At 49.3% G+C, this 22,213-nt stretch carries 22 protein-coding genes and 1 riboswitch; all 22 genes read right to left on the bottom strand.

All coding sequences use genetic code 11. From position 1 onward, the window contains the following. Positions 1-42: 42 nt before the first annotated feature. On the bottom strand, positions 43-285 hold the full coding sequence (locus NTY76_03180) for a hypothetical protein (protein ID MCX5678093.1): 243 nt from the start codon (positions 283-285) through the stop codon (positions 43-45). 51 nt (positions 286-336) lie between these two features. After that, entirely contained in the window at positions 337-3,294 is a 2,958-nt protein-coding gene (locus tag NTY76_03175; GenBank protein MCX5678092.1) for a hypothetical protein, read from the bottom strand. A 71-nt stretch (positions 3,295-3,365) separates the two neighbouring features. Next, a riboswitch (cyclic di-GMP riboswitch) is annotated at positions 3,366-3,497 on the bottom strand. A gap of 418 nt (positions 3,498-3,915) precedes the next feature. Then, positions 3,916-4,089, bottom strand: coding sequence for a hypothetical protein (locus NTY76_03170; GenBank protein ID MCX5678091.1), 174 nt, complete (start codon positions 4,087-4,089; stop codon positions 3,916-3,918). Between the two features lie 13 nt (positions 4,090-4,102). Continuing rightward, the gene (locus NTY76_03165) at positions 4,103-5,326 is read right to left on the bottom strand and encodes a flippase (GenBank protein MCX5678090.1); all 1,224 of its coding nucleotides are present in this window, start codon (positions 5,324-5,326) and stop codon (positions 4,103-4,105) included. Position 5,327: 1 nt separating this feature from the next. Continuing rightward, positions 5,328-6,581: a DUF748 domain-containing protein gene (locus tag NTY76_03160; GenBank protein MCX5678089.1), complete on the bottom strand. Its 1,254-nt coding sequence runs from the start codon at positions 6,579-6,581 to the stop codon at positions 5,328-5,330. Further along, complete coding sequence (locus NTY76_03155) at positions 6,578-7,498, bottom strand: PAC2 family protein (GenBank protein ID MCX5678088.1); 921 nt, start codon at positions 7,496-7,498, stop codon at positions 6,578-6,580. Before NTY76_03155 ends, NTY76_03160 begins: the two co-directional genes overlap by 4 nt. A 28-nt stretch (positions 7,499-7,526) precedes the next feature. Further along, positions 7,527-8,069, bottom strand: a complete 543-nt coding sequence (locus NTY76_03150; protein ID MCX5678087.1) for a thermonuclease family protein — start codon at positions 8,067-8,069, stop codon at positions 7,527-7,529. Between the two features lie 22 nt (positions 8,070-8,091). After that, complete coding sequence (locus NTY76_03145) at positions 8,092-8,340, bottom strand: hypothetical protein (protein ID MCX5678086.1); 249 nt, start codon at positions 8,338-8,340, stop codon at positions 8,092-8,094. A gap of 74 nt (positions 8,341-8,414) precedes the next feature. Then, positions 8,415-9,167, bottom strand: coding sequence for a hypothetical protein (locus NTY76_03140; protein ID MCX5678085.1), 753 nt, complete (start codon positions 9,165-9,167; stop codon positions 8,415-8,417). A 71-nt stretch (positions 9,168-9,238) separates the two neighbouring features. Continuing rightward, on the bottom strand, positions 9,239-10,648 hold the full coding sequence (locus NTY76_03135; GenBank protein MCX5678084.1) for an FAD-binding oxidoreductase: 1,410 nt from the start codon (positions 10,646-10,648) through the stop codon (positions 9,239-9,241). 77 nt (positions 10,649-10,725) lie between these two features. Beyond that, the gene (locus NTY76_03130; protein MCX5678083.1) at positions 10,726-11,202 is read right to left on the bottom strand and encodes a glycine zipper domain-containing protein; all 477 of its coding nucleotides are present in this window, start codon (positions 11,200-11,202) and stop codon (positions 10,726-10,728) included. Positions 11,203-11,281: 79 nt separating this feature from the next. Next, positions 11,282-11,641, bottom strand: coding sequence for a hypothetical protein (locus NTY76_03125; protein MCX5678082.1), 360 nt, complete (start codon positions 11,639-11,641; stop codon positions 11,282-11,284). A gap of 77 nt (positions 11,642-11,718) precedes the next feature. Further along, a complete protein-coding gene (locus NTY76_03120; GenBank protein ID MCX5678081.1) occupies positions 11,719-12,285 on the bottom strand; it encodes a flavodoxin family protein in 567 nt (188 codons plus the stop codon). A 2-nt stretch (positions 12,286-12,287) separates the two neighbouring features. Further along, the gene (locus NTY76_03115) at positions 12,288-12,542 is read right to left on the bottom strand and encodes a hypothetical protein (GenBank protein ID MCX5678080.1); all 255 of its coding nucleotides are present in this window, start codon (positions 12,540-12,542) and stop codon (positions 12,288-12,290) included. Between the two features lie 4 nt (positions 12,543-12,546). Further along, positions 12,547-12,909 carry a hypothetical protein gene (locus NTY76_03110; GenBank protein MCX5678079.1) on the bottom strand — a complete coding sequence of 121 codons (363 nt, stop codon included), beginning with the start codon at positions 12,907-12,909 and terminating at the stop codon, positions 12,547-12,549. A 12-nt stretch (positions 12,910-12,921) separates the two neighbouring features. After that, entirely contained in the window at positions 12,922-13,722 is an 801-nt protein-coding gene (gene lpxA, locus NTY76_03105; protein MCX5678078.1) for an acyl-ACP--UDP-N-acetylglucosamine O-acyltransferase, read from the bottom strand. Beyond that, positions 13,719-14,159, bottom strand: coding sequence for a hypothetical protein (locus NTY76_03100; protein MCX5678077.1), 441 nt, complete (start codon positions 14,157-14,159; stop codon positions 13,719-13,721). Before NTY76_03100 ends, lpxA begins: the two co-directional genes overlap by 4 nt. 3 nt (positions 14,160-14,162) lie before the next feature. Then, positions 14,163-14,768 (bottom strand): DUF3047 domain-containing protein, encoded by a 606-nt coding sequence (locus NTY76_03095; GenBank protein MCX5678076.1) that lies wholly within the window; start codon positions 14,766-14,768, stop codon positions 14,163-14,165. A 210-nt stretch (positions 14,769-14,978) separates the two neighbouring features. Beyond that, the gene (locus NTY76_03090; GenBank protein MCX5678075.1) at positions 14,979-16,544 is read right to left on the bottom strand and encodes a hypothetical protein; all 1,566 of its coding nucleotides are present in this window, start codon (positions 16,542-16,544) and stop codon (positions 14,979-14,981) included. 266 nt (positions 16,545-16,810) lie between these two features. After that, positions 16,811-17,464 (bottom strand): histidinol phosphate phosphatase domain-containing protein, encoded by a 654-nt coding sequence (locus tag NTY76_03085; GenBank protein ID MCX5678074.1) that lies wholly within the window; start codon positions 17,462-17,464, stop codon positions 16,811-16,813. 65 nt (positions 17,465-17,529) lie between these two features. Then, positions 17,530-18,381 (bottom strand): alpha/beta hydrolase, encoded by an 852-nt coding sequence (locus NTY76_03080; GenBank protein MCX5678073.1) that lies wholly within the window; start codon positions 18,379-18,381, stop codon positions 17,530-17,532. Between the two features lie 81 nt (positions 18,382-18,462). Then, positions 18,463-22,213, bottom strand: a 3,751-nt coding sequence (locus NTY76_03075) for an autotransporter domain-containing protein (protein ID MCX5678072.1), incomplete at its 5' end; no start/stop codon positions are given.

The raw sequence follows: 22,213 nt of genomic DNA, 5'->3' as shown, positions 1-22,213 counted from the left end.
GTGTATAACGATAGTGGGTTGAACGGTGGTAGTACTGGCAACCTATTGCGCAGCAGGGTTACTGGCCACAGGCGTCGGCCCCAGGAGAGCGTTCTTGGCATCTATCATAGAGGTAAGAGCAGCTGTAGTGCTTAATGTCTTTTCTACGGAGGTTCCGGGCACACTCTGTTCGTAGGATGTGTTAGTTTGGGTGTTTTCTAATACAGGGTAGGCCGCCTGGCTCGTGATAAAAGTGCATATGAGAAATACCGATACTGTTTTCTTCATTACGGCCAGGGTGTTCATGGGACACCTCCCTATCGTTATTGAAAATTGCCTACCCTATCATATTGCTCTTCAATATATTATGGTCCCTGCGTTATAACCGACTAACTGACCAACATAGTATGAACCAAATACACGTCCAATAGCCCAGCACTTCGATATTAAGCCATAGTTGGCGCCTACGAGGCCGCCGACATAGGCATAGCCATTTACTCCTCCTGTTGCCGCGGAATTATATATCTTGCCGGTATACATATTCAAACCGACAAGACCGCCGACATCGTAAGTTCCTGAAACTGCGCCTACGGCGTAAGAGTTTAAGATCACGCCGGCGTTATATCCGACCAGGCCGCCGATACCGTAAAAGCCGTTCACGGCTCCATATGCGGTAGAGTAAGATATCTGGCCATAGTTCATGCCGGTAAGGCCGCCGGCATAGTAAGTGCCTGCGACAGCGCCTGTGGCATAACAGGATGAGATAACACTGTAATTCAATCCACAAAGCCCGCCTGTACCGTAATAGCCTGTTACGGCTCCCCGTGCCGAGGATCCCGAGATAGTGCCGCTATTTACCCCGACAAGCCCGCCGATGTAGTTCCAGCCATTTACTATTCCACTGGCCCAGGAGTTATATATCTGGCCATAATTCATGCCGGCGAGGCCGCCGACATAGCAGGTGCCTGTGACATTGGCGTATGCGCTGGAACCATATATCAATCCGTAGTTATATCCGACAAGTCCACCGATGCCGGAATAACCGTTTATTACTCCCCATGTCGTTGAATTATATATCTGGCTGTAGTTCATGCCGGCGAGGCCGCCGACATAGTAAGTACCTTTTACAGCACATGCGGCGTAAGAACCCCAGATTAAGCCATAATTATATCCTGCGAGGCCGCCGACGCCGTAATAGCCGTTCACCGTCGCTACCGCCGTGGAGTTATATATTTGGCCGTAGCTCATGCCGGCGAGGCCGCCGACATAGTAAGTGCCATTTACAGTGGGCGACGCGGTAGAACCCCAGATCAAACCATAGTTATATCCGGCGAGGCCGCCGATACCGTAATAGCCGCTTATTATCCCTATTGCTGTGGAGCTATATATCTGGGCATAGTTCATGCCGGCGAGGCCGCCTACATAGTAAGTGCCATTTACAGTGGTCGATGCATTAGAACTCCGGATTAGTCCGTAATTGTATCCGACGAGGCCGCCTACGCCGTAATAGCCGTTTATTGTTCCGCTTGTCCAGGAGTTACATATTTGGCCATAATTCATGCCAACGAGGCCGCCAAGGTAATAGGCTCCTTTTATCACGCCGTTTGCCCAAGAGTTAGATATCTGGCCATAATTCATGCCTACAAGCGCCCCAATGTAGCAACTACCATTTACATTTGCCCAGCTGAGGGCTGTATTTATGATGGTGCCCATATTCCATCCGAAAAGCCCTATACTATTCTCGGTGGGCCTGTTTATATAGAGGTTGGAGATGACCTTGTTCTTACCGTCGAAAATCCCATTGAAGTTCGCGATCGACTCGAACCCCTGCCCCCCGTTCCAGTTTTTTGTATCGATGGCATCGATGTCCTGCATTACTGTAAATGTACCGGTCGGCCTGTACTTAATAAGCTGTAGGTCGAGGACGTTATATAACTTAGACGCATATGAATTGGTTATACCGGTTATGCCGGAACGATAGTTCATACCAACAAAGCCACCAGTGCGCTTGGTACTGTAATCGGTACCAGAAGTACTGGTGACGATACCTGTGGCGTAACAGCCTGAGATCGTACCGATATTACCGTTTAATCCCGCGAAACCGCCAGCACCCTCATATCCTTCCACAGTTCCCGTTGCCGCGGAATAGTATATCTGCCCGTTGTTAGACCCTACGAAGCCACCGGGGCTGTAACGACCACGAACGGTTCCAGCAGCCGTGGAGCTGTATATCTCTCCATCGTTCCAGCCTACAAGACCGCCGGCATCGAAAGAACCGTAATAGTTCTTGTTTACATCTCCCGTAGCCATGGAGTAATATATATCTCCCTTGTTCCGGCCTACGAGGCCGCCCATGCCATAATAGCCATTCACGGCTCCCGCTGCCGTGGAGCTGTATATCTCCCCCTCGTTCCAGCCTACAAGGCCACCGCCATATTGATAGCAATTCACAGATCCCGTAGCCGTGGAGTAATATATCCGCCCATCGTTCCGGCCTGCGAGACCGCCGGTATATAAAGCGCCGTCGAGTATGCCTGCGGCGTAAGAGCCGTAAATTAATCCGTTATTTTGTCCGACAAGGCCGCCGCCTTCGCTATAGCTGGTCACGGCTACCTCCGCCGAGGAGTTATATATCTCTCCCTCATTCCAGCCCACAAGGCCGCCGCCAACGCTACTACTATTCACCATATTTATCGTTCCCGTTACCGAGCAGTTTTCGATTACACCACTAGCGAAAAAGCCCACCAACCCTCCGGCAGAGCTATTAGCAGTTATGAAAACAGACTCGAGATGTGTGTTTATAATTCTGGTTTCCCATGCATTAATAGCAGTTTTACCAAAAAGTCCTATGTTATCCCTTCTCCCAAGTAAATTTAGCGTATCTCTATTTATATATAGGCTGGAGATCGTGTATCCCTGGCCATCGAATATACCGGCAAAGCCATCAATAGGATTAAACCCTAATCCGCCGTTCCATGTTTTAGTAATAGAGGCGTCGATGTCATTGGCGAGAGCATAATGTGCGGTGAGGTTTTGTGAGATGTTCTGTAATTCGAATACACTGTGTATGATGATCTGCTGTGCCGCGGGGTTGCTAACGACAGGCGCGGAGATCAGGGCATTCTTGGCCTCTATCATAGAGGTAAGAGCGGCGGCGGCGCTTATTGTCTTTTCTACGGAAGATCCGGGCACACTCTGTTCGTAGGTAGTTTTAGTTTGGGTGTTTTCTGTTACGGGATAGGCCGCCTGGCTCGTGATAAAAGTGCAGATGAGAAGGACTGATAAGGTCTTTTTGGTTATCGCCAGGGCGTTCATGGAGTACCCCCTTTTGGTTATTGAAGCCTCACTACCACCGTAATAAAAAAGCCTGGTTTCCGAAACCGCTTTTCGGTAACCAGGCTATCTAGTTAATTTTCTAGATCCTTGGCTTTGCTACGGCCTATTTTCTCTTAGGCCGCAGTCCCCTTCTCCACTTCAGGGAACGCCACCGTCTTTCGACGGCTTTGCCTTTATCGAAGCTACAGTTCGAGTATATCACAGATTTTAAAAGTGTCAATAGCTAAATACAAACTTTTTTAAGGCCTAACGAAAGTTAGCTTTTTCGCCTTACACAGGACGGAGATTAACAAATTTATCGAGCAGAAATAAAATAATGCTGTAGATTAGGAGTGTGCTGAGGATCGATCTGAAACTCAGGCGTTTTTCTTTTAATACGTTACGGCCCGTCGTGTACATCAATAATAATCCGAGACCGTTACTGAGCCAGTAAAAAATTATTACCTGCAGAGCGAAATTGTTAGGAAATATTTTAAAAAATAGGCTGGCCGCAAGATACGCCAAAGGGATATTTATAAATATGTCGTTCCAGGTAGTAAACGGCGATAAGAGCCAGCCTATAAAAAATAACAGCCTGTTCAAAAAACGCATCAAACGATATTATTCGCCGGCTTCTTTTGAATTATCCTCGACAAACCTCTTTATCTCTTCAAGATTTTCCAGGATAAGTTTCGCTTTTGTCAGGCCAAAGCTGAACGGATACTTATCTTCTGCGTCCCTTTTTATTACCAGGACCGGCTTACCCTTAAATTCGGTTCTCGATATCTCTGCCATGCTGCCTCCCTTTTTATGCCTTTCTACGAGCGCGGATCTTGTTATTATAAACCCAAAGGATCCAAACAAGCGCCAATAGCTCAGCAAATAAGAATGATACGGATGCGCCTATCATACCATATCTCGGTATAAGTAGGAAATTTAAAAATACGCTCAAGGCCGCGCTGGCCGAGGCCTGCTTCAGCACCTCTCTTTCCATGCACGCCGCTATCAGGCCTGTTGAATACGGCAGATTGAATGTCACCAGAATGATCGCCATTATCATTATCTTCAACGGGACGCTGGCGGGCAGATACTCGCTCCCGACGGTAAGTGATATGATCCGGCCGCTGAATAACATTACAGGCACGAATACGAGTACCAATATTATGCCTGACATTTTTAAAAATTTACGTGTACCCTGCCGGAAACCGGGCATATCGTCTTTAAACGTACATGACAGGTGCGGCAGCACAGCGCTGGCCAGAAACGTCAGCAAGAGCGTTACGCCGCCTACGATGCGCCTTGCGACGCTGAAATAACCGACTTCCTGGGGCGGCCTGAAGAAACCAAGTATCACTATGTCCAGGCCGTTATAGACTTGAGCGAAGATCGATATCGACCATATTACGATGGCGCTCGACAGGTAGAGCCGGATCTTTTTTAAATCAAGTGAAAATAAACGGAACCTGAACCTTAGCCGGTGCAAAAAGAATACTATTACAGGCATTGACGCTAAGAAGTTAATAAGCGGTACCTTTAAGACATCGCCGGGGTGCTTTACCAGAAGAATGTTCAGTAAGAGCTGAAGAAAAGACGTAACCCCAAGCGACACAAAGACCATATGCATCTTTTCAAGTCCCTGGAACGCCCATTCGGAGGCTAAGGCTGATACAAAAAACATCAGTGATAACTCCAGCATAAGGATCCTCGTAAGCGCAAACTGATGCGTTAAAAAGCTTATCAGGGCAAAGCCTATGAAGAGGATGACCGCAAGTATTAACTTAAAAGAGACTATATTTGACACATATTCGGACACCGCGGATTTATCCTTAGCGATCTCTCTTATGCCGTATGTCGAAAGCCCCAAATCTATGAAATTAAAAAGGTAAAATACTAAAGCGCTGGCATACGAAAGATATCCGAAGTTCGCTGCTTCAAGGATCCTGGCCAGATAGATGAATAGTATGACAGTAAAAAAGCTGCCTGCAATATTGGCAGCTGTCAGCCATAAAAAATTTCGCTCTATCTTCCCCATTCTATTGTTTTTCCTTCAGCAGTCCTTTGAACATATTAATATACTCCGAGGCCTTCTCGATATCACTGCTTTTCCCGGTCCCAATGGCCCCGGCGCTTTGCGGACTCGCCTGGCCTTTGGCCGCATTCGATAATGCCTGGGTGATCTTATCTATCGCCATCGCGGCTACTGCCTGTTTAGAGATCGGGCCCAGGTAAAACTGGGGGTCCGACATCCGGCCCTTTATCTTAAAATCGAATATGATGTCGCCGCTTGCTGAAGTAAAATATTTCACAAGGTCGGGCACTGTAGTCTCCAAAAACTGCGCGTTCTCATACCCTCTCTTTATGGAAAATGATATCTTCGACAGGAGCACCTCATTTGTCGAGCCTATGCTGCCATTATCAAAATCGAATATAAGCGAGCCTGAGAAATAGCCACTATTGAAAACAAGAGGCGAATACCTATCATAATACGGTCGAAAAGCCAGGATGTCTACGCCTGAGACGTTGAACCTGTTAGACATAGTAAGCTCGCGCGCCGTAGGATCGAATTTAGTATCCCATTTTATGGTTTCGCCGGGCCTGCCGTTAACGATGCCCATGCCGGTCGTAGAGATACTGAGAGCTCTGGTATAAGAGCTGTCGAGGGCGAGGCGCAAGGCGGCATCAACATTATCAAGAGTGATCGTATACGTCCCCGGCCGGACCATCCCATCCAGAAAAACAACTCTGCCGTCCTTTATGATAAAATTTTCCGGCAACTTCACGATTTTGGATAAGTTACTCCCCCCTGCCATCCGGCTATCCGCAGCCATTTGAGATCCTGCAGCAGCAGCCGGCTTAAGAATCTTAGCTTCTTGATCTTTTTTCTGTAAAAGACTGGTCATCTCCTGAAGGTTCGTCCGCCCGCCAGCCAACCTCTCTATAAATAATACCGGTTTTTTAAATACCGGCTCCAAAATCTCGATCCCATCCAGTATGTTCTTGCCTTTCATTTTATACCGGCACTCCATCTCGCCGATCTCTATCAGGTATTTGTTTGAGAAATTTGGAGGATTCAGGATTTTAAAAGCGCTAAAAATTATCTTACTATCCCTATAATTGAAGTTCATTTTTTCTACTACGATATAATCAGGCAATAACTTTCTGACTATCTTTTCAGTGGAATATTGAAGGATTTGATACCTGCCTATAAATAGGCCCACGACGGCCAATATGGTTAGGGATATAACTATGATAAATATCTTTTTATAGGGGGAGGCTGATTTTATCATTGGCTGTCTTTGAACAGGTCGAGAAACCTGTCCTCATAGAGCTTATACAGATCCCACCGATCCAGTTCCTTCTTCAGCGCTTTCGCCTTAGATTTGTCCTTCTTAGCTTCCTGAAATAGCTTCTCTATCTTCTCCACTATATAACCGGGTACCTTCTTCGCTTCCGGAGTAGAGTGAAGTTCTTTATTCTCTATCGTCATCACATCCTTGACCTTCTCCTCTATGGCGGACATCTTCTCATCCATCTCCCTTATATACTCGTCCATCTCTTCCAGGGATACCACGAAATTCAGTATCTTCTCGAGAGTCTCGATAATAGCGCCGGACGCCTTAGGATTAGGGAGGCTTATCGCGTATTGGGGCATCGTCGCCAGTAGGCAGACGGCGTCTATATCTCTTTCTTTAGCAAGCCCAAGGATAAGGCCGTTGAGGCCGGATATATGGCCTTCTTCCATGGCCTTTATGTCAAGTCCTGAGAGCATTCCGGTAAGCGACTTTTTATTGACCGCGCCATAGATATCAGGATCCTCCTTATGACTTATGGGCAAAGGGAATGCCGCGCCTGTATATATAGCCTTCACTTTAAATTTTACGGCCAGATCCAGAATCTTGTTCAATAAGGCTATACCGGCAGGCCCCGCAAGCTGCACTTCTCCTTCCAGGATTATCAGATCGGGATTTTTCGTATAGTATAAAGTGTTCTTAGGTCCCGGAGGCAGGCTCGCTATGCCGTTTTCAACTACCACGGAATCTACCGTCGCCATGGGATCCAATCTTATCTCGGCCAGCGGATTCGCATCGAGAGTCTTGCGCAAATAGTCTACGACACCGAGCGCTACGCTGCCCATACCGGGCCAGCCCGCGATCATGACGGGATTTGTTAACTCCACATTTTTAAGAATTTTAAACTCTTCCATAATATCCGTTTTTAATTATAACCCATTTTCATTTAAATTTCCAGAGCCCTTTCTTGCCCTCCCTTGCCTGCCTTTCCAGTTTCAGGAAATAGTCGGCATATTTTACATTGGGAGGCACGGTCATAATCTGTCCATAACCCTCTTCTACGATCTTCGCGTTTACAAATGTGCCGTCTTCCAGATATACGTATGCCAGCGTTCTGCCGTATCGATCATGTTTTACAGCATCATATTCAAGCCGCACTCTCTTGCCGAGACAGAGATCTTTAGTGAATTTGGATGCCTTGGCGCCCAAGGACTGTATCGTCTTTATATCTGTGCCGCTTCTTTTCGAGTCTCTCAAAAGTTTATTACTGTAATATACCTCCGGCGTATCCATCCCGATAAGCCTGATCTTTTCACCCGAAGAAAGCTTTAACGTATCGCCGTCGACTACCCGCGCGACATAATAAAATTCGGTTTTATCTGTTCCGGATGTGCTTTTGGTAAACGGGTAATTTTTTATACCCAGATAAATTATCGCTGCTATGAGAAGCGCGGCAACCTGGATATACTTAAGCTCTTTCGGCATTTTTGGCTAGGCTATTACGACTTTATTTGGATTTTTCCTGCGAGGCATCTTTAGCCGGTTTCTGGACAGAACTCGCGGCCTGTGGAACAGCCTTGTCTTTTACGGAATGCTGCACCTTTAGCCACATTCCGGAATTGGCTATCCATACATCGCCGGTAAGACGGTCTACCTTTGCCACGATCGGGGAATGGACCACAACTGTATAGCGAAACTCGAGGATAAACAAAACAGCCAATATAAGAACTACCGCCACCCAACTTATATTCTTCATACTATACGCTCCTAGTTTATTCAGCCGTATTGCAGGCTAAGTGCCGATGTCTCTGGCATCGGCCTTTTCATCGGCTAGTAATATATCTCTTCCTCTGAAACCAGTTTTCCGTTAGCGTCATATTTTTTGACGATCTTCTTCTTCCCCTCGCCCGATCCTGTCGGCTCTTCCGAGACCTGGATGTTCTGAGGCTGGGGTTGGGCCTGAGGCTGATATTGCTGTTGAGGCTGGTACTGCTGTTGATAAGCCTGCGGCGGATACTGCTGCTGCGGAGGATACTGCTGTGGCGGCGGCGCGCGCCTGTATACTTTTCTCCTCTGCTGCGGCGGCTGGGTTATCGCGTCCAGAAGAGCATTGCCTATGACCGAGGTTCCGGCGCCTATTAACGCGCCTTTGCCGGCGTCACCACCGGACATACCGGAGGCCAGGGCCCCGGTGCCCGCGCCAACAAGCCCCTGCTTCAATATCTTAGATGTGCCGGATTCCTGGGGAGGTTCCTCTTCATAGTAATAATCCTGGGGCGAATCCGCGTAATAATAGTTATCCGGTGGCGGCGCGCTCCTGCGCGAAGAAGATGAGGATGAAGGGCCGGTAATAGCGTCTAAGAGAGCGCTGCCTATGACCGACGTTCCGGCGCCTATCAACGCGCCCTGTCCAGCGTTTCCGCCCGATGCCGAGGACGATATGGCGCCGACTCCCGCTCCAAGCAGGCCCTGTTTTAACACGTTTCGGGTATTATCATCGTCTTGCCCGTAAGTGAAAGCAACAAATAAAACACATATAAATAATACAGCTATAAGACATGATCCCGATTTTCTAATATTCATCCGTCGTTCCCCCTCATTTTATAAAGTATGGATTAATAATACTCCTATATTTTATAAAATTCAAGCTCATTTCATTTCAACAGCTCTCTCGGAAATATATTATCGAGCCCCAGGATGCAATTAGGGTCAAACGCCTTCTTTATCTTAGACATCTCCAACACACCGGAAGTTCCATACATCTCTTCCAGATATTTGTGCTTTATCTTACCTATACCGTGTTCGGCAGATACGGCCCCGCCCACCGAAACGCCTTTCCTCACGAATCTTAGAACAATTTCCCTGGCCGCTGTTAACTCTTCCTCGGACCTGGGCAGGATATTGACATGAACGTGGCTTTCTCCTATATGGCCGAACATAACGTGCCTGAGCTTTTGGTTCCTCAATGTCCCGGTATAGAACTCCAGCATTTCCAGCGCCCTGCCATCAGGCACCGCTATATCCGTGCTGAACTTATGGTAACCGTATTCCCTTACAAGATCATTGACAGCCTCCGGAACGGCATGCCGGAATTCTGCGAATTTCGCCGCTTCCTTCTCGTTCATGGCGACCCATGTATCATCGAGCGGCGCCCCATGCTTCGAGATAAGCCCGAGCCATTCATCCAGAACCTTATCTCCATCTTTGCCGGTGACCGTCTCCTGTTCAAAAAATATGGCGGCCCGCGCATTAGAAGGAATATTCGCTTTGGCCTCCCTTAAAATGGCAAGCGCATTTGAGTCGAAATATTCTATCGAAAGAGCGTCTAACATTAAATTCCCGGGAGAGGCCCTCTTCTTCTTTGAAAGATCGCGGGCCTCGAAGGCGAAGCTCCAGGCGTCTTCCTCTCTATTAAAAAAAACGAACGAGCTTAATATTTTAAGCGGCCTCTTAACAAGCGCAAGTTCGGCCTCGACTATAACGGAGAGGGTCCCCTCCTGTCCTATGAATAGATCTATCAGATCCATGCCGTCTTTCGCGAAATAGCCGGAAGAGCTTTTTACGTCGGGCATCCTGTAATGCGGCAATGGCACAACTATTTCAGTGCGGCCCGGCATTTTAACTTTGGAACTCTCGCGCGACAGAAAAACCTCGCCGCGACGCAGGTCCATTACAGCGCCGTCAGCGAGCACCATCTTAAGCCTTTTCACATAATTTCGGGTGGGTCCGTACTTAAACGATCTTGAGCCTGAGGCATTAGTGGAGATGGTCCCTCCTACAAACGCGGAACTTTCCGTAGGGTGGCACGTATAAAAGAGGCCTTCCCTCTCAGCGGCCTTCTTAAGCTCATCGACCATCACACCGGCCCCAAGCGTGGCTGACATATCTTTCTTCGATATCTTCAATATCCTGTTGAATTTCTCCATTGAGATCACGGCGCCGCCGAATGGCACGCGCGAACCTGTCGTAGCGGTACCTCCACCCGATATCGTCACGGGCAACTTCTCGAAATTCGATTTTTTCAGGAAATCGGAAAGCTCTTCGATGTTCTCCGGAATCGCCACCTCTTCGGCGTGGCCGCCTTTGAGGTTTGAGCTATCCTCCAGGTAGGACTTTAAAATGTCGGGATCTTTTTTAGTTATCAGTTGACAGGGACTTCCTTCTCCGAAACCACGTTGCCGTTGGAATCGTACTGGCGCACGATCTTTTTCTTGATTGGCGACGTTTCCATAGCTTGCGCTTGAGCCGGCGCTTGCACTTGAACAGGAACAGGTTCCTGCAGATATTGCTCCTTTTCATACCTCTGCTGTTCCATCTGCGCCTCGCGTTTATACTGACGGTCTTTATTTCTCTGATCGTCCTTTGCCGCTCCCATAAGCGTGCCGCCGACAGCTCCGATCCCGGCCCCTATCAATGCCCCTTTCCCTGCGTTACCGCTACCGCTGCCTATAGCGGCACCCAGGCCGCCGCCAAGAAGGCCGCCCATTATAGCGCTGCCCAAGGTAGAGCTTCCGCCTTCATCACCGGAATCATCATCGTTATTATCACGCGCGCATACGGCGGGAACGCCCATCGAAAGAACAAGCCCTAATATCAGAATATACGTCAAAATCTTCATGCGTTCTCCTTTAGCTATAGGAGTAGTATACAATGAATTTTTGAAATTTCAAGATAAATCAGGAGGGAACCGCCGCGAATTACCGGCTAATCTGATCCAACGCTTCTTTCGTCTGCCTGTCCTGCCATTCTTTCTTAAACTCCGGTTTACTATGCGTAATATCGGAGGTCTTGAGGGGTGACTGGATAGCGCTTGTGCCGGGGATTGTCTGTATCATGTTTTGCGGATGTTTGATATGCGACCCTACAAGTATGCCGGTAACTATAGCCAATGAAATTGCCGCCACACATACTATGTTTGACTTGTAAACCGGTTTAGTTACGCATCTCATATCTACGCCGGAAACTATATTGCCTGCGAGATATTCTTCGACCAGATCTAATGCTTCGCTCTTGTCCTGTGCATCTGATACTAATTGAATTGTAGTTTTAAATCTCATAACATTCCACCTTTTTATTTGCACCACATAGTATATATCAACGTTTGTTATGTGTCAACATTTAAAATATAACTATTTTATATTTTAACTAAACCAACCCCTAAAGTATATGCTCTGTTCAGAACCTTCTCATCCTGATCTATATCTTTCATCTTCTCGATACCGCCGCAAAATAATTCGTCGGCGTATTCAATGTCGAGCGTCGCGAAAAACGCTTTGATTATGCTCTTTGCATTGTCAAAAGAATCTTTCCTGTAAGAGCCGGCTACGCTTATGAATATACCTTTACGCTTCTTTGCCTTAGCACGATTCTTTAAAATATACTTTGCCACCCAGGCGCATTGGAAACGGTCTATCATCATTTTTGCCTGAGCGCTTAGTGAAGCGAAGAATATTGGGGACGATACAATAATGGCGTCGGCCTTATCCAGTTCTTTATAAAGATGGCTCATACCGTCACGGATAACGCATACGCCGCTTCTTTCACACCCGCCGCACTCCTGACACGCTTTGAAGTCGAGCTCATTTAACACGATCTTCTCTACGTCGGCTCCCGCCGACATGGCGCCCTCGAGAGCCCTATCCAGAAGGATCTCGCTGTTACCGGATCTTCTGGGGCTGGCGCTTATTCCGATAACCTTCATCTTTATTTATCGTCCTTCGGTATCTCCAGGCCCACTTTCGCCGCTATCTCTCTAAACTCTTCTTTATTAATATCATCTATCGTCTTGCTACGCTTGTCGAGTTGCTCATTGAACTTTACCGCCTTCTCCTGCATAGTTTCGTGAGTCTCTTCGCTCCCTCCGTAAAGACGGAAGTTCTTGCCCTTCGTTACGCGCACGTGGCCGTCCTTGCTGTCAAGGCCCAGTCCTAATAGTATTTTTTTGTAAATTCTGGTCATAGTATTATACCTTATATATGCTGTCCCCTATTCTAACCCGGGACTTAACAAATAATCCGATCTCCTGCCCTTTCTTGCCTTTCACTATCGACACATGATCAAGCTGTATGGACCGGACATTCTCTTTAAAATCAGTAGTGTGGCCCTTTATATATATCTTATCCCCCACCGCCATACCGCTCTTTATAAGCTTGACCGCCGCCGCTTTGACGTGCGGGAAGTAGTGCGTAACTTCTCCTATCTTTTCAAATTTAATCTCAGGCGGCTTCGCTACAGGCTTAATCTTCGTCTTCTTCACAGCCTTCTTCGCTTTAGCCTTTGCCGGCCTGGCGCCCTTACGAACCGATTTCTTTTTCTTAACTGCCATTAACGCCTCCGATCATTCGAAATATTCGTCATCGCTATATTTATACTTACATATGCCCCGCTTGGAAGTTTGAATAAAATCCACCAAATGATCAAGCTCCTTTGAAGGTTTAAGTTTCTTAATACCTTCCACGGCCTGAGCGGTATTCAGATTTGACATAAATATCAACTTATAAGCTTCTTTTATTTCACCGATAACCTCGCGCGGGATTTTTAACCTGCGTAATCCGACCAGGTTCACGCCGCGTATCACCGACGGCCCTCTGACCAGCATATACGGCGGCACGTCTTTATTGATCCCGGTGAAACCTCCTATCATGGCAAGCGTTCCTATGCGGCAGAATTGATGCATGACGACATTGCCGGATATGAAGGCGTAATCCCCGACGCTGACATGCCCGGCCAGGAGCGCGCCGTTGGCTATTATAACGTTATTGCCGATATGACAGTCATGGCCTATATGAGATACGGCCATCAGATAACAATTGTCTCCCACAACCGTAGCCGAGCCCTCTTCGGTCGCCCTATGTATGGTGGCGTACTCCCTTATTACGGTATTCTTGCCTATCCTGGTATATGTCTTTTTATTCGCGTCGAACCCCAGGTCCTGTGGAATATTTCCAATCACCGCGCCCATATGGACCTGCGTGTTCTCCCCGATAGAGGTCCCTTTGCAGATACAGGCATGCGGCAGGATCCTGACATTGGCTCCGATCTCCACTTCATCCTCTATTATGGAGAACGGGCCTATCTCAACGCCCTCGGCTATTCGCGCGTTCTTGCTCACTACGGCAAGGTTGCTTATCTTGTTCATCCTTTCCTTTCCTCATGCTTGGCCAACAACTTATTTATGGCGTCGGCGATGGGCCTGATATCGTCATGTTTGCGCAGCGTTATCCTGTGTCTGTGATGCTTGCCTTCCGAAATCTCATGCAATTCTTTCTCCAGCCTCTCGAGGGGGCCGGCAAAACGGTGAGAGAGCACTATCCCCCACAGCGTAAGCAGTAAAAATAACGGCGGTACGCCTATCAAAAGCATCATATTTATCTTGCTCACAACGGGAGAGAGATGGTACGCGATATATTCGGGTATGCCTATCTGTTCGCCCATAAGCGTAAATATCAGGTAATAGAGGCAGCATCCGACAAGGATGAGCGGCACCGCCATAGAGATGAGAAGAAGGGACAGATATTTTATCTGGATATGGCTTCCGGTCAGATATCTGGTCCTTAAAAATTTGACTCGTATCATCGTCTATTTCTCCTTATATCCGAGCTCTATCTCATCATACATCGCGTCCGCGCTCGTATTAGTGTGCTCGGCGTTAGTCATGAACGCCACTGCGCCTATATTATGTTCGGGCGGTTTTCCAAAAACTTTAAGATAATCCGCGACCACATCCCTCTCCTCCGAAACAAATTTGCCGTCTTTAGCGGGCCCGCTCTCCAGGACCATAAGTTTTATATTCTTCGAATAGGGGCTTGTCCCTGTAGTGCCGACGGGCAGTTTTTCGGCCCATATATACTCGATCACATTTGAGTTCAGGATAAACATGGCCGGAAAGATAACATACACTCTTCCGGCAAAATCATCCTCGCCCGGGGCCTCCAGGCTTTCCGGGGCGCTCTTCACAGGAAACCTTTCGGCATGCCACTTCCATCTTAGGACAGGCTGCCTGTTCTTCGCGTCTAACTTTATCTTATAATACAGGGCGGAGGCGCTTCCCGTGCTATGCGCCTGCACATACGAAAGGTCTTTATCCTTTTCGATCTTATATACGACCTTGCCCTTAAAAATCTTATCTTCCCATTCTTTCAAGGCATCATCGCTGGAGAACGAAAAGAGTTTTACGAGCGTCACGGCCTTCCCCTTGGCTACTCCTGCTTTCCACCAGGGTATGGATCGAAGCGTTAATATAAGCCCAAGGATTAACGCGACTAAGACAGCTGATAAAATAATTAAATTCCGGCGCATATTAACTGTCAATTATATTTTGATAGATAGAAAAAGTCAATAAGAAACCCCCGGCCTCTTTCGAGAACGGGGGTCTCTTATCAAACAACAGACTACTTAGAAGCTTACCTTTACCGTACCAACGAAGTCCGTAGCTACGTCGTTATTACCGCCGTAGTACACATCGCCGCCCGGGACAAAGAAGGCATATAGAACTCCGAAGCTGACATCTTCGGTGTAGTCCCATATCGCCTGGCCGTCAAATTCCGTGCCTATATATCCGCCACGGAAGAAGGCTTTCCCCGGTAGAGCGGGATCAGGTATAGCATAATCGTTGGCTGTCATGAACATATTCACGTTACCCTTCAGCGTCAGGCTCTCCATCGGCGTAACGCTGCCGGAGAACATTATCTGATTCTGGTTGGTAAATGAAGCATCCTGACAGCTATTTCTTGAGTTAGGATTAACCGGATAAGCGTATGAAGCATAATAAGTTCCAACGAACTCGCGGATCGCTGAATCGAACTTGCCTCTGAACATCGGATCCCAACCGGTGTATGTGCACCCCTGTTGAATATCGCCCTGATTGACTTCATTATACTTCTGGCCTGAGTAAAGGATATACTCAGCGGCGACTTTCGGCTTCCAGGCGCATTTATCCATCAGACCTCTCCACTCAGCTGAGAAATCGAGAGCGTATGCTGCGCGAGATCTTTGGTAGTTGTCCGATCTATTGCCTGAGTAAGAACCGAACTGATACGCGCCTTCACCGGCAACCGTAACGGTATCTATCGGATCAAAACTGCCTCTCATACCGATAGTGTGGACGTCATTGTTACGGCTATTCTTGTTGGAGGCCCAAGTTTCCATACTATGGTCCATTTTGAAGAACCAATATGCTTCCGCTTCGGCCTTGTAGTTGTCGAACTTGTAACCGACGTTTACGCCATACAGGTCAACGTCATCATCAGCGGAGATGGCATTTTCCCATAGCTTGGAGTAAACAGCCGTGATCGCCCATGGATCGTAATCCAATACCGCCTTCACTGAATCAAAGGCAGTCTGAGCGGTGTATTCCGGTGCAGACAACTGGAAGTTGTTGAGGTTATTTGTATTCGCATAGTTGTTGAAGACCTGATTGGACCCGACTACGAAGCCCTTACCGAACCAGAGATCCTGACGACCGATGGTAACTGTAAGAGGGCTATAAATAAAGTTTTTCAACTTTACATATGCCAGATCCAGCTGAACGTTGAAATCCTCGGCATCAGGCGTATATCCGCCAAGGCCATTCGGAGCAAGAGTGGTACCTTGAACAATATTCTTGCTCGTCCGGCTCCAATCCCTCTCGTTCAGGATTCTGATGCAAGTCGCGACATTATCTGTCAGATCCGCATCCACCTGCACTTCAGCCGTGCTCATAAACCATGACTGAGATGATGACGCTTGGTTCGAGCTCACTGCCGGATTGAGCATTCCGGTATTATCAGAAGACAGGCCGGTTCTGGTGGCAACCGCGGTGGCGGTGTCCCGAGGGCCGTTGTTCCTGTAATCGTAAGCGTTTCTCCAGATACCTCTAACCGTGAGGTCTCCGCTGACTTTTACGCTCTGCGTCTCAGCGTAAACACTTGCCGTGAGGCAGAGCGCCATCGCTAAAACTAAAGCTAATTTTACAAACTTCATGTTACCTCCTAAGGGTAATTTCAAATTCAATTTCTACTATATTTTAAGTAAGGGCTTTTTACTTCATAAAAACTAGCTTAACTCTTAAGCCCTCTATATATATATTGCATTTTATTTCTTATCTACATCACCACGTGTTGATAACCCAAGGCTATTTGGTCCACCACCTCCTCTTTCGCCAAGATTTAAATTATCTATGGTGTTATAGTCGTTCGGGAACTACCTTTCTGTACTTAACGCAAAGTATACCATATATCTAACTTTTGTCAATAGGTACTTAACCTCTTTACTAATTCCCTGGAATTTTCAAATACTTTCTCTATATCGGCGCCGGTCATTCCTATACCTTTAAGCACTCTCACCGCTTGACTATATGTCGCTACATCGCATTCATCGTGCGCATCGGTGTTCAGGACAAGCTTCGCGCCTACGGACTTTGCCATCTTAAAGACGCGCTTATTGGTGACAGCGTGGTTCTTTCTGGTCGTGAGCTCCAGGGCCACCCCCCTGGCCTTAGCCAGCCTCACGTCCTCTATAGATATGGTCCCGGGATGAGCCAATATATCACAACCGGCCTCTATGCCGGCCCTGTTAGTACCTTTCAGGACAGGCTCCGAGACCGTCTCGCCGTGCACCACTACGATCTTAGCTCCGTTCTTTCTCGCGAATTTTACAAGGGATTTGATCTCCTGAACAGGCGCATGAGTGATCTCTACGCCCGGTATGGCGCGGATAGCCCAGAATTTATTCAATGCCTTACAGACCTTCACGATACGCGGAAGGACAAAATCTATGTTTGAAGAGTCGACGTGATCGGTGAGCGCGAAAGCCTTATAGCCTTTTGCCTCAGCGCGCCTAACTATCTCGCTCGGCAAGAGCGCGCCGTCACTGAATAACGTGTGCGCGTGAAGGCCGATCATCGATCTTTGATTATTATTTTTCACAAGCAATATTATATACGCGCGGAAATATTATATCAAGGGTTTTAATGCGGGAGATCGTTGAGAAGGGATATCGACAGAAGTTCTTTCCAACGTTCGCGCCAGCCGTCCCTATGTGCGGCGCCATCCACGATAGTAATGCTCTCGCAATTTGTATCACCCTCTTTTTTCACGAAGGATTCGGCTATCGATGAGGGGACGATTCTATCTTTCGATCCGACAAAGTGGCGCTGGGGTATATGGGCCACCTTTTGCGCGAGATCGAGCGGATCCATCGACCCATCGAGCCGGCTCACATGGTGGTAGCTGCACAATGCCTTCGGGTTAAGGTTCCCTGCTACGGTGCGAAGCGCAGTAACATCACCACGCCTTGCGGCGACGAGAACCGCTATCGCCGCGCCTCCGGAATATCCGACGAGTTCCACATGTTTGGCCCCCGACTTTTTCTTCAATATGTCGATAGTCCTGTCAAAGGCTTCCACGACTTCCGGCGCAAACCGCCGCTGGGACCAATACGTCGGGTCGCATCCGGCAGAATCCGGCGCGGGAAATTGACCCGGCCTCGCGATATAAGCAACACTATCGAAAGAGTCGACTACGGCCAGCCCCAGCGCGATCGGATCCGACGGGGTCGGATCGTCGGAAAGCCTGCTTCTGGTCTCCCAGGCCCTTCCGTCCCCTTCGATATAGATACGGATATTTTCAGAGGGTTTCTTAAATCGCTGATAGGTCATGAGCTCGAAGCCGGGAGCCTTGACATATTCTTTATCGAAACCGGCCTGCCGCGCTGTTTTTTGTGCTTCATATGCCCTATCCATAAACTCCGGCATTGTCGCGCAGCCGCTCGCAAAGACCAACATCAGTAAAATTAGGGGCAGGCACCATTTTTTCGACATAGTTAATTATCCTGAGTTATCTCTTAAAAAACAGCCCCGGCTGATAGCCGGGGCTGTAGTGAATCACTGTGTCAGGATTTATTAGAAATTGTACCTGACCGTCGCCGAACCGTAGATACCAAAGAACTCGTCCTTCATCTCCGTATCGCAGTTCGCTATAAGAGAAATATCGTTTTTGAAATTAAACGTCAACTGACCTCCGGCATTGAAGCTATTCAGCGCAGGTTTAGCGCCGTTTGAGCCGAAGTTCCCACCGCCGCCGTTGAAGTTCGATGTCACTGCCATGTTATCACCGATAAAGTCATAGAACCATTTTCCATGAGCTTCCGGAGTGAAAGTGCCCCATTTACACTTTATAGGAGCGGCTATGCGCGCGCCGAGGCCGGACTGTAATTGATCATAGCCCTGGCTCGCGACGCTTAAATTGAGCGCTCCGGCTTCTGTTTCGGTATAACTCCCCAGCTGAAGGTGATTATACTGAAGCGACAGGAGAGGCGTAAATTCAATATTCTTTGTCATATTGAACCTGTAGCCACCGCCTAAATATGCGCCGTATTGCTGGCCGTCATATGCGGCATTCGCAGTCCTTAATATAGCGCCGCCGATATTTATATCGCGCCGGCCTTCATACCAGTTCCATGCGAAGGAACCTGCCGCGTCGATGAAGAAAGGAAGATTTTTATCTTCATACCCCCCGTACACGGTGGTCTGGGCGCTATTGATATACGTACTCGCGTTATTAACATCCGAGTCGACGTTCCCATACGCGTAACCGCCGCTTACGCCAACGGTAACGAGATCCGCGAAGAGGTGATCGGCGCCAAGCGCGGTGCCGGCATTCCACGCTTCATATCCGGCGATACCATTGCGCGTACCTTGCGTCAAATAACTGCCGTACCCTTTTCCCCAAGCGCCGCTTATTTTACTCGCCTCTCCCGCTGAGAGACCCGTGGTCGCGGAGTCCGCGGCCTTGGCAACCTTCAGAGTTTGTTCCACCCTGTCCATAGCGACCCCGACGAAGTTATTTAGAACGGTCGTGCTCGTATTGATGACCCCGGCATCGACCTCCGGGACAACCGTATTGAGCGCTGCGCTTACCTGCGAAGCGGATAAGCCGTCGAGCGTGCCCAGCACAGTCGCCATATCTCCGGTGGCGCCGGCATTGCCCGCCGCTTCAAGCGCCGCTCCTGCCGCTGCTGCATTTGAGTTCGAGGCGCGCGCGGGATAACCGTTAGTTCCACGGCTCGCGGTGATAGTCAGATCGTCGCCGCCGTTCGCCGCCGCTGCCGTGAACGTGAGGACAGAACTATTAGTTGTAATAGTCGTAGGCGCGACAACGCCTGTCGCTCCTGTCTTACCGTCAAGGATCGTCCAGGTCGTATTATTAGGAATGTATGCAGAGCCGACGTTAATATTAAGCGCAGACGCTGCCAGTGTCGTCATTTTACCGGTGCCTGCGGCTGAGGCATTGATATTACCCGCCGTAGTGGCGTTCAGGATAGTTGTATTCAGGGTTGTAGCGGCGGCCTGCGTATAATTACCCAACGCACCTATTCCATTAAGCGTCAACGTGCTGGTGCCAAGATCGAGCGTGCCGGCGGCAGCCTGCGTAATGTTGCCTTTAATGGTGGTAGCGCCTCCTAACGCTAATGTTCCAGCGTTGATTGCTGTGGCTCCGGTGTAAGTGTTCACGCCGGAAATCGTCCAGGTGCCGGTGCCGGCCTTGATCACGCCTCTGGCACCACCACCGTCTCCAATGGCGCCGCTGTAGGTACCGGAGCGGTTATTGGCATCGCCGACGGTCAAGTCGCCGCCTCCCAGCGTGGTTACGCCCGCGCCGGTCAACGACTGAATCGTCTTGGCCGCCGCAGTCGTAAAGGTGCCTGAATTCGCCACGCCTGAACTTGTTTCAATAGTGCCCGTTGCGTCCAAAGCCAACGTACTGCCCGCGCCGATCGTGGTCGCGCCCGTATAAGTATTGGCCTTGTCCAAGGTTAGCGTGCCCGCGCCAGCCGTACCCAAGCCAAAGGCATTACCAAGGTCTCCGACGATTCCACCAACGGTCAGGTTTTTACCTGCAGTGGTAAGCGTGACTGTACCAGTACCATACAACGTCCACGCGCCTGCGGCAAAAGTGAGATCATTGGTACCGGTGAAGGTCCAGTCGCTTTTCACATCAACCGGGTTGTTGTTCGCCATTACGAGAGCGGCGCCGTTGCTGTTATCAATCGTACCGCCGTTAATGGTGAGCTTGCTAGTCGCCCCGCCCAGCGCCGTGGTGCTACCGAGCTTCAGCGTGCCCGCGTTAAGAGCTATCCCACCGGTGGTGAAGGTGTTCACGCCGCTTAGAGTAAGAGTGCCTGCATCATCTTTAGCCAATCCGCCTGTACCGGAGATTGCGCTTTTTATCTCAGTATTACCGGCTCCACCTATGGTCAAAATGTCAGCTGCTGCGTTTGTAACGATCCCGGTTGTTTGAATAGTGAGTGTCTGGCCGACTGTCGTTACATCAATCTCGCTGCCAGCGGCATTGACGGTAAAACCACGGTCCGTAGTGGTATTGTTTCCGGTATATGATAGAGTGCCACCGTTAAGGACCTGGTTCCCGGCCGCTGCCGCGGCTTTGCCGATGCTGCCTGCCGCGCCGCCATTACCGATAGTGTTCGCGCTCACGGTGCCGGCTGTGTAGGTGGTTACGCCGGTGTAGTCGTTGGCGCCAGAGAGGGTTAGCGTGCCTGCGCCTGCCTTGGTTATACCGCCTGTGCCGCTTGCCACACCGCTGTAGGTGCCGGAAGTGCCGGTGGCATCGCCAATGGTCAGGGTATTCGCGCCCAGCGTGGTTACGCCGGCGCCGGTCATCGAGTCAATCGTCTTGTTCCCTTGAATCGTAAGGGTGCCTGCGTTCGCCACGCCTGAACTGCCTTCAATCGTGCCCGTTCCATCCAAAGTCAAACGGCTGAGCGCGTTAATCGTGGTTGCACCAGTATAATCATTGGCTCCGCTTAGGGTTAGTACTCCTGTGCCAGCCGTAGTTATACCGCCTGTGCCGCTTGCTATACCGGTGTAGTTGCCGGAGAGGTTATGGACATCGCCAATGGTCAGGGTATTCGCACCCAGCGCGGTTACGCCAGCGCCTGTCATCTTCTGAACCACCTTGTCCCCTTGAATTGTGAGAGTGCCTGCGTTCGCCACGCCTGAACTTGCTGCGATCGTGCCCGTTCCATCCAAAGTCAAATGGCTGAGCGCGTTAATCGTGGTTGCACCAGTATAAAGATTGACTCCGCTTAAGGTTATCGTGCCTGTGCCGCCCGTGGTTATACCGCCCCCAGCCGCGTCCGCGCCGATGACGCCGGCGTAGGTGCCGGAGAGGTTATTGGCACCGCCGATGGTCAAGGTGTTCGCGCCCAGCGTGACTGCTGTGCCATTACCGGTCAACTTCTGGACCGTCTTGTTTCCTCCAATTGTAAGGGTACCTGCGTTTGCCACGCCTGAACTTGCTGCGATCGTGCCCGTTCCATCTAAAGTCAAATGGCTGAGCGCGTTAATCGTGGTTGCACCAGTATAATCATTGGCTCCGCTTAGAGTTAGTACCCCCGTGCCATCCGTGGTTATACCGCCTGTGCCGCTCGCCACACCGGCGTAGGTGCCGGAGAGGTTATGGGCATCGCCAATGGTCAAGGTATTCGCACCTAGTGCGGTTACGCCAGCGCCGGTCATCTTTTGAACCACCTTGTTCCCTTGAATTGTGAGGGTACCTGCGTTCGCCACCTCTGAACTACCTGCAATCGTACCCGTTCCATCCAAAGTCAAATGGCTGGTCGCGGCAATCGTG

The sequence above is a fragment of the Candidatus Omnitrophota bacterium genome, from assembly GCA_026387175.1.
Taxonomy (GTDB): domain Bacteria; phylum Omnitrophota; class Gorgyraeia; order 2-01-FULL-45-10; family 2-01-FULL-45-10; genus CAIMPC01.
This window is presented reverse-complemented; position numbering and strand designations above follow the sequence as displayed.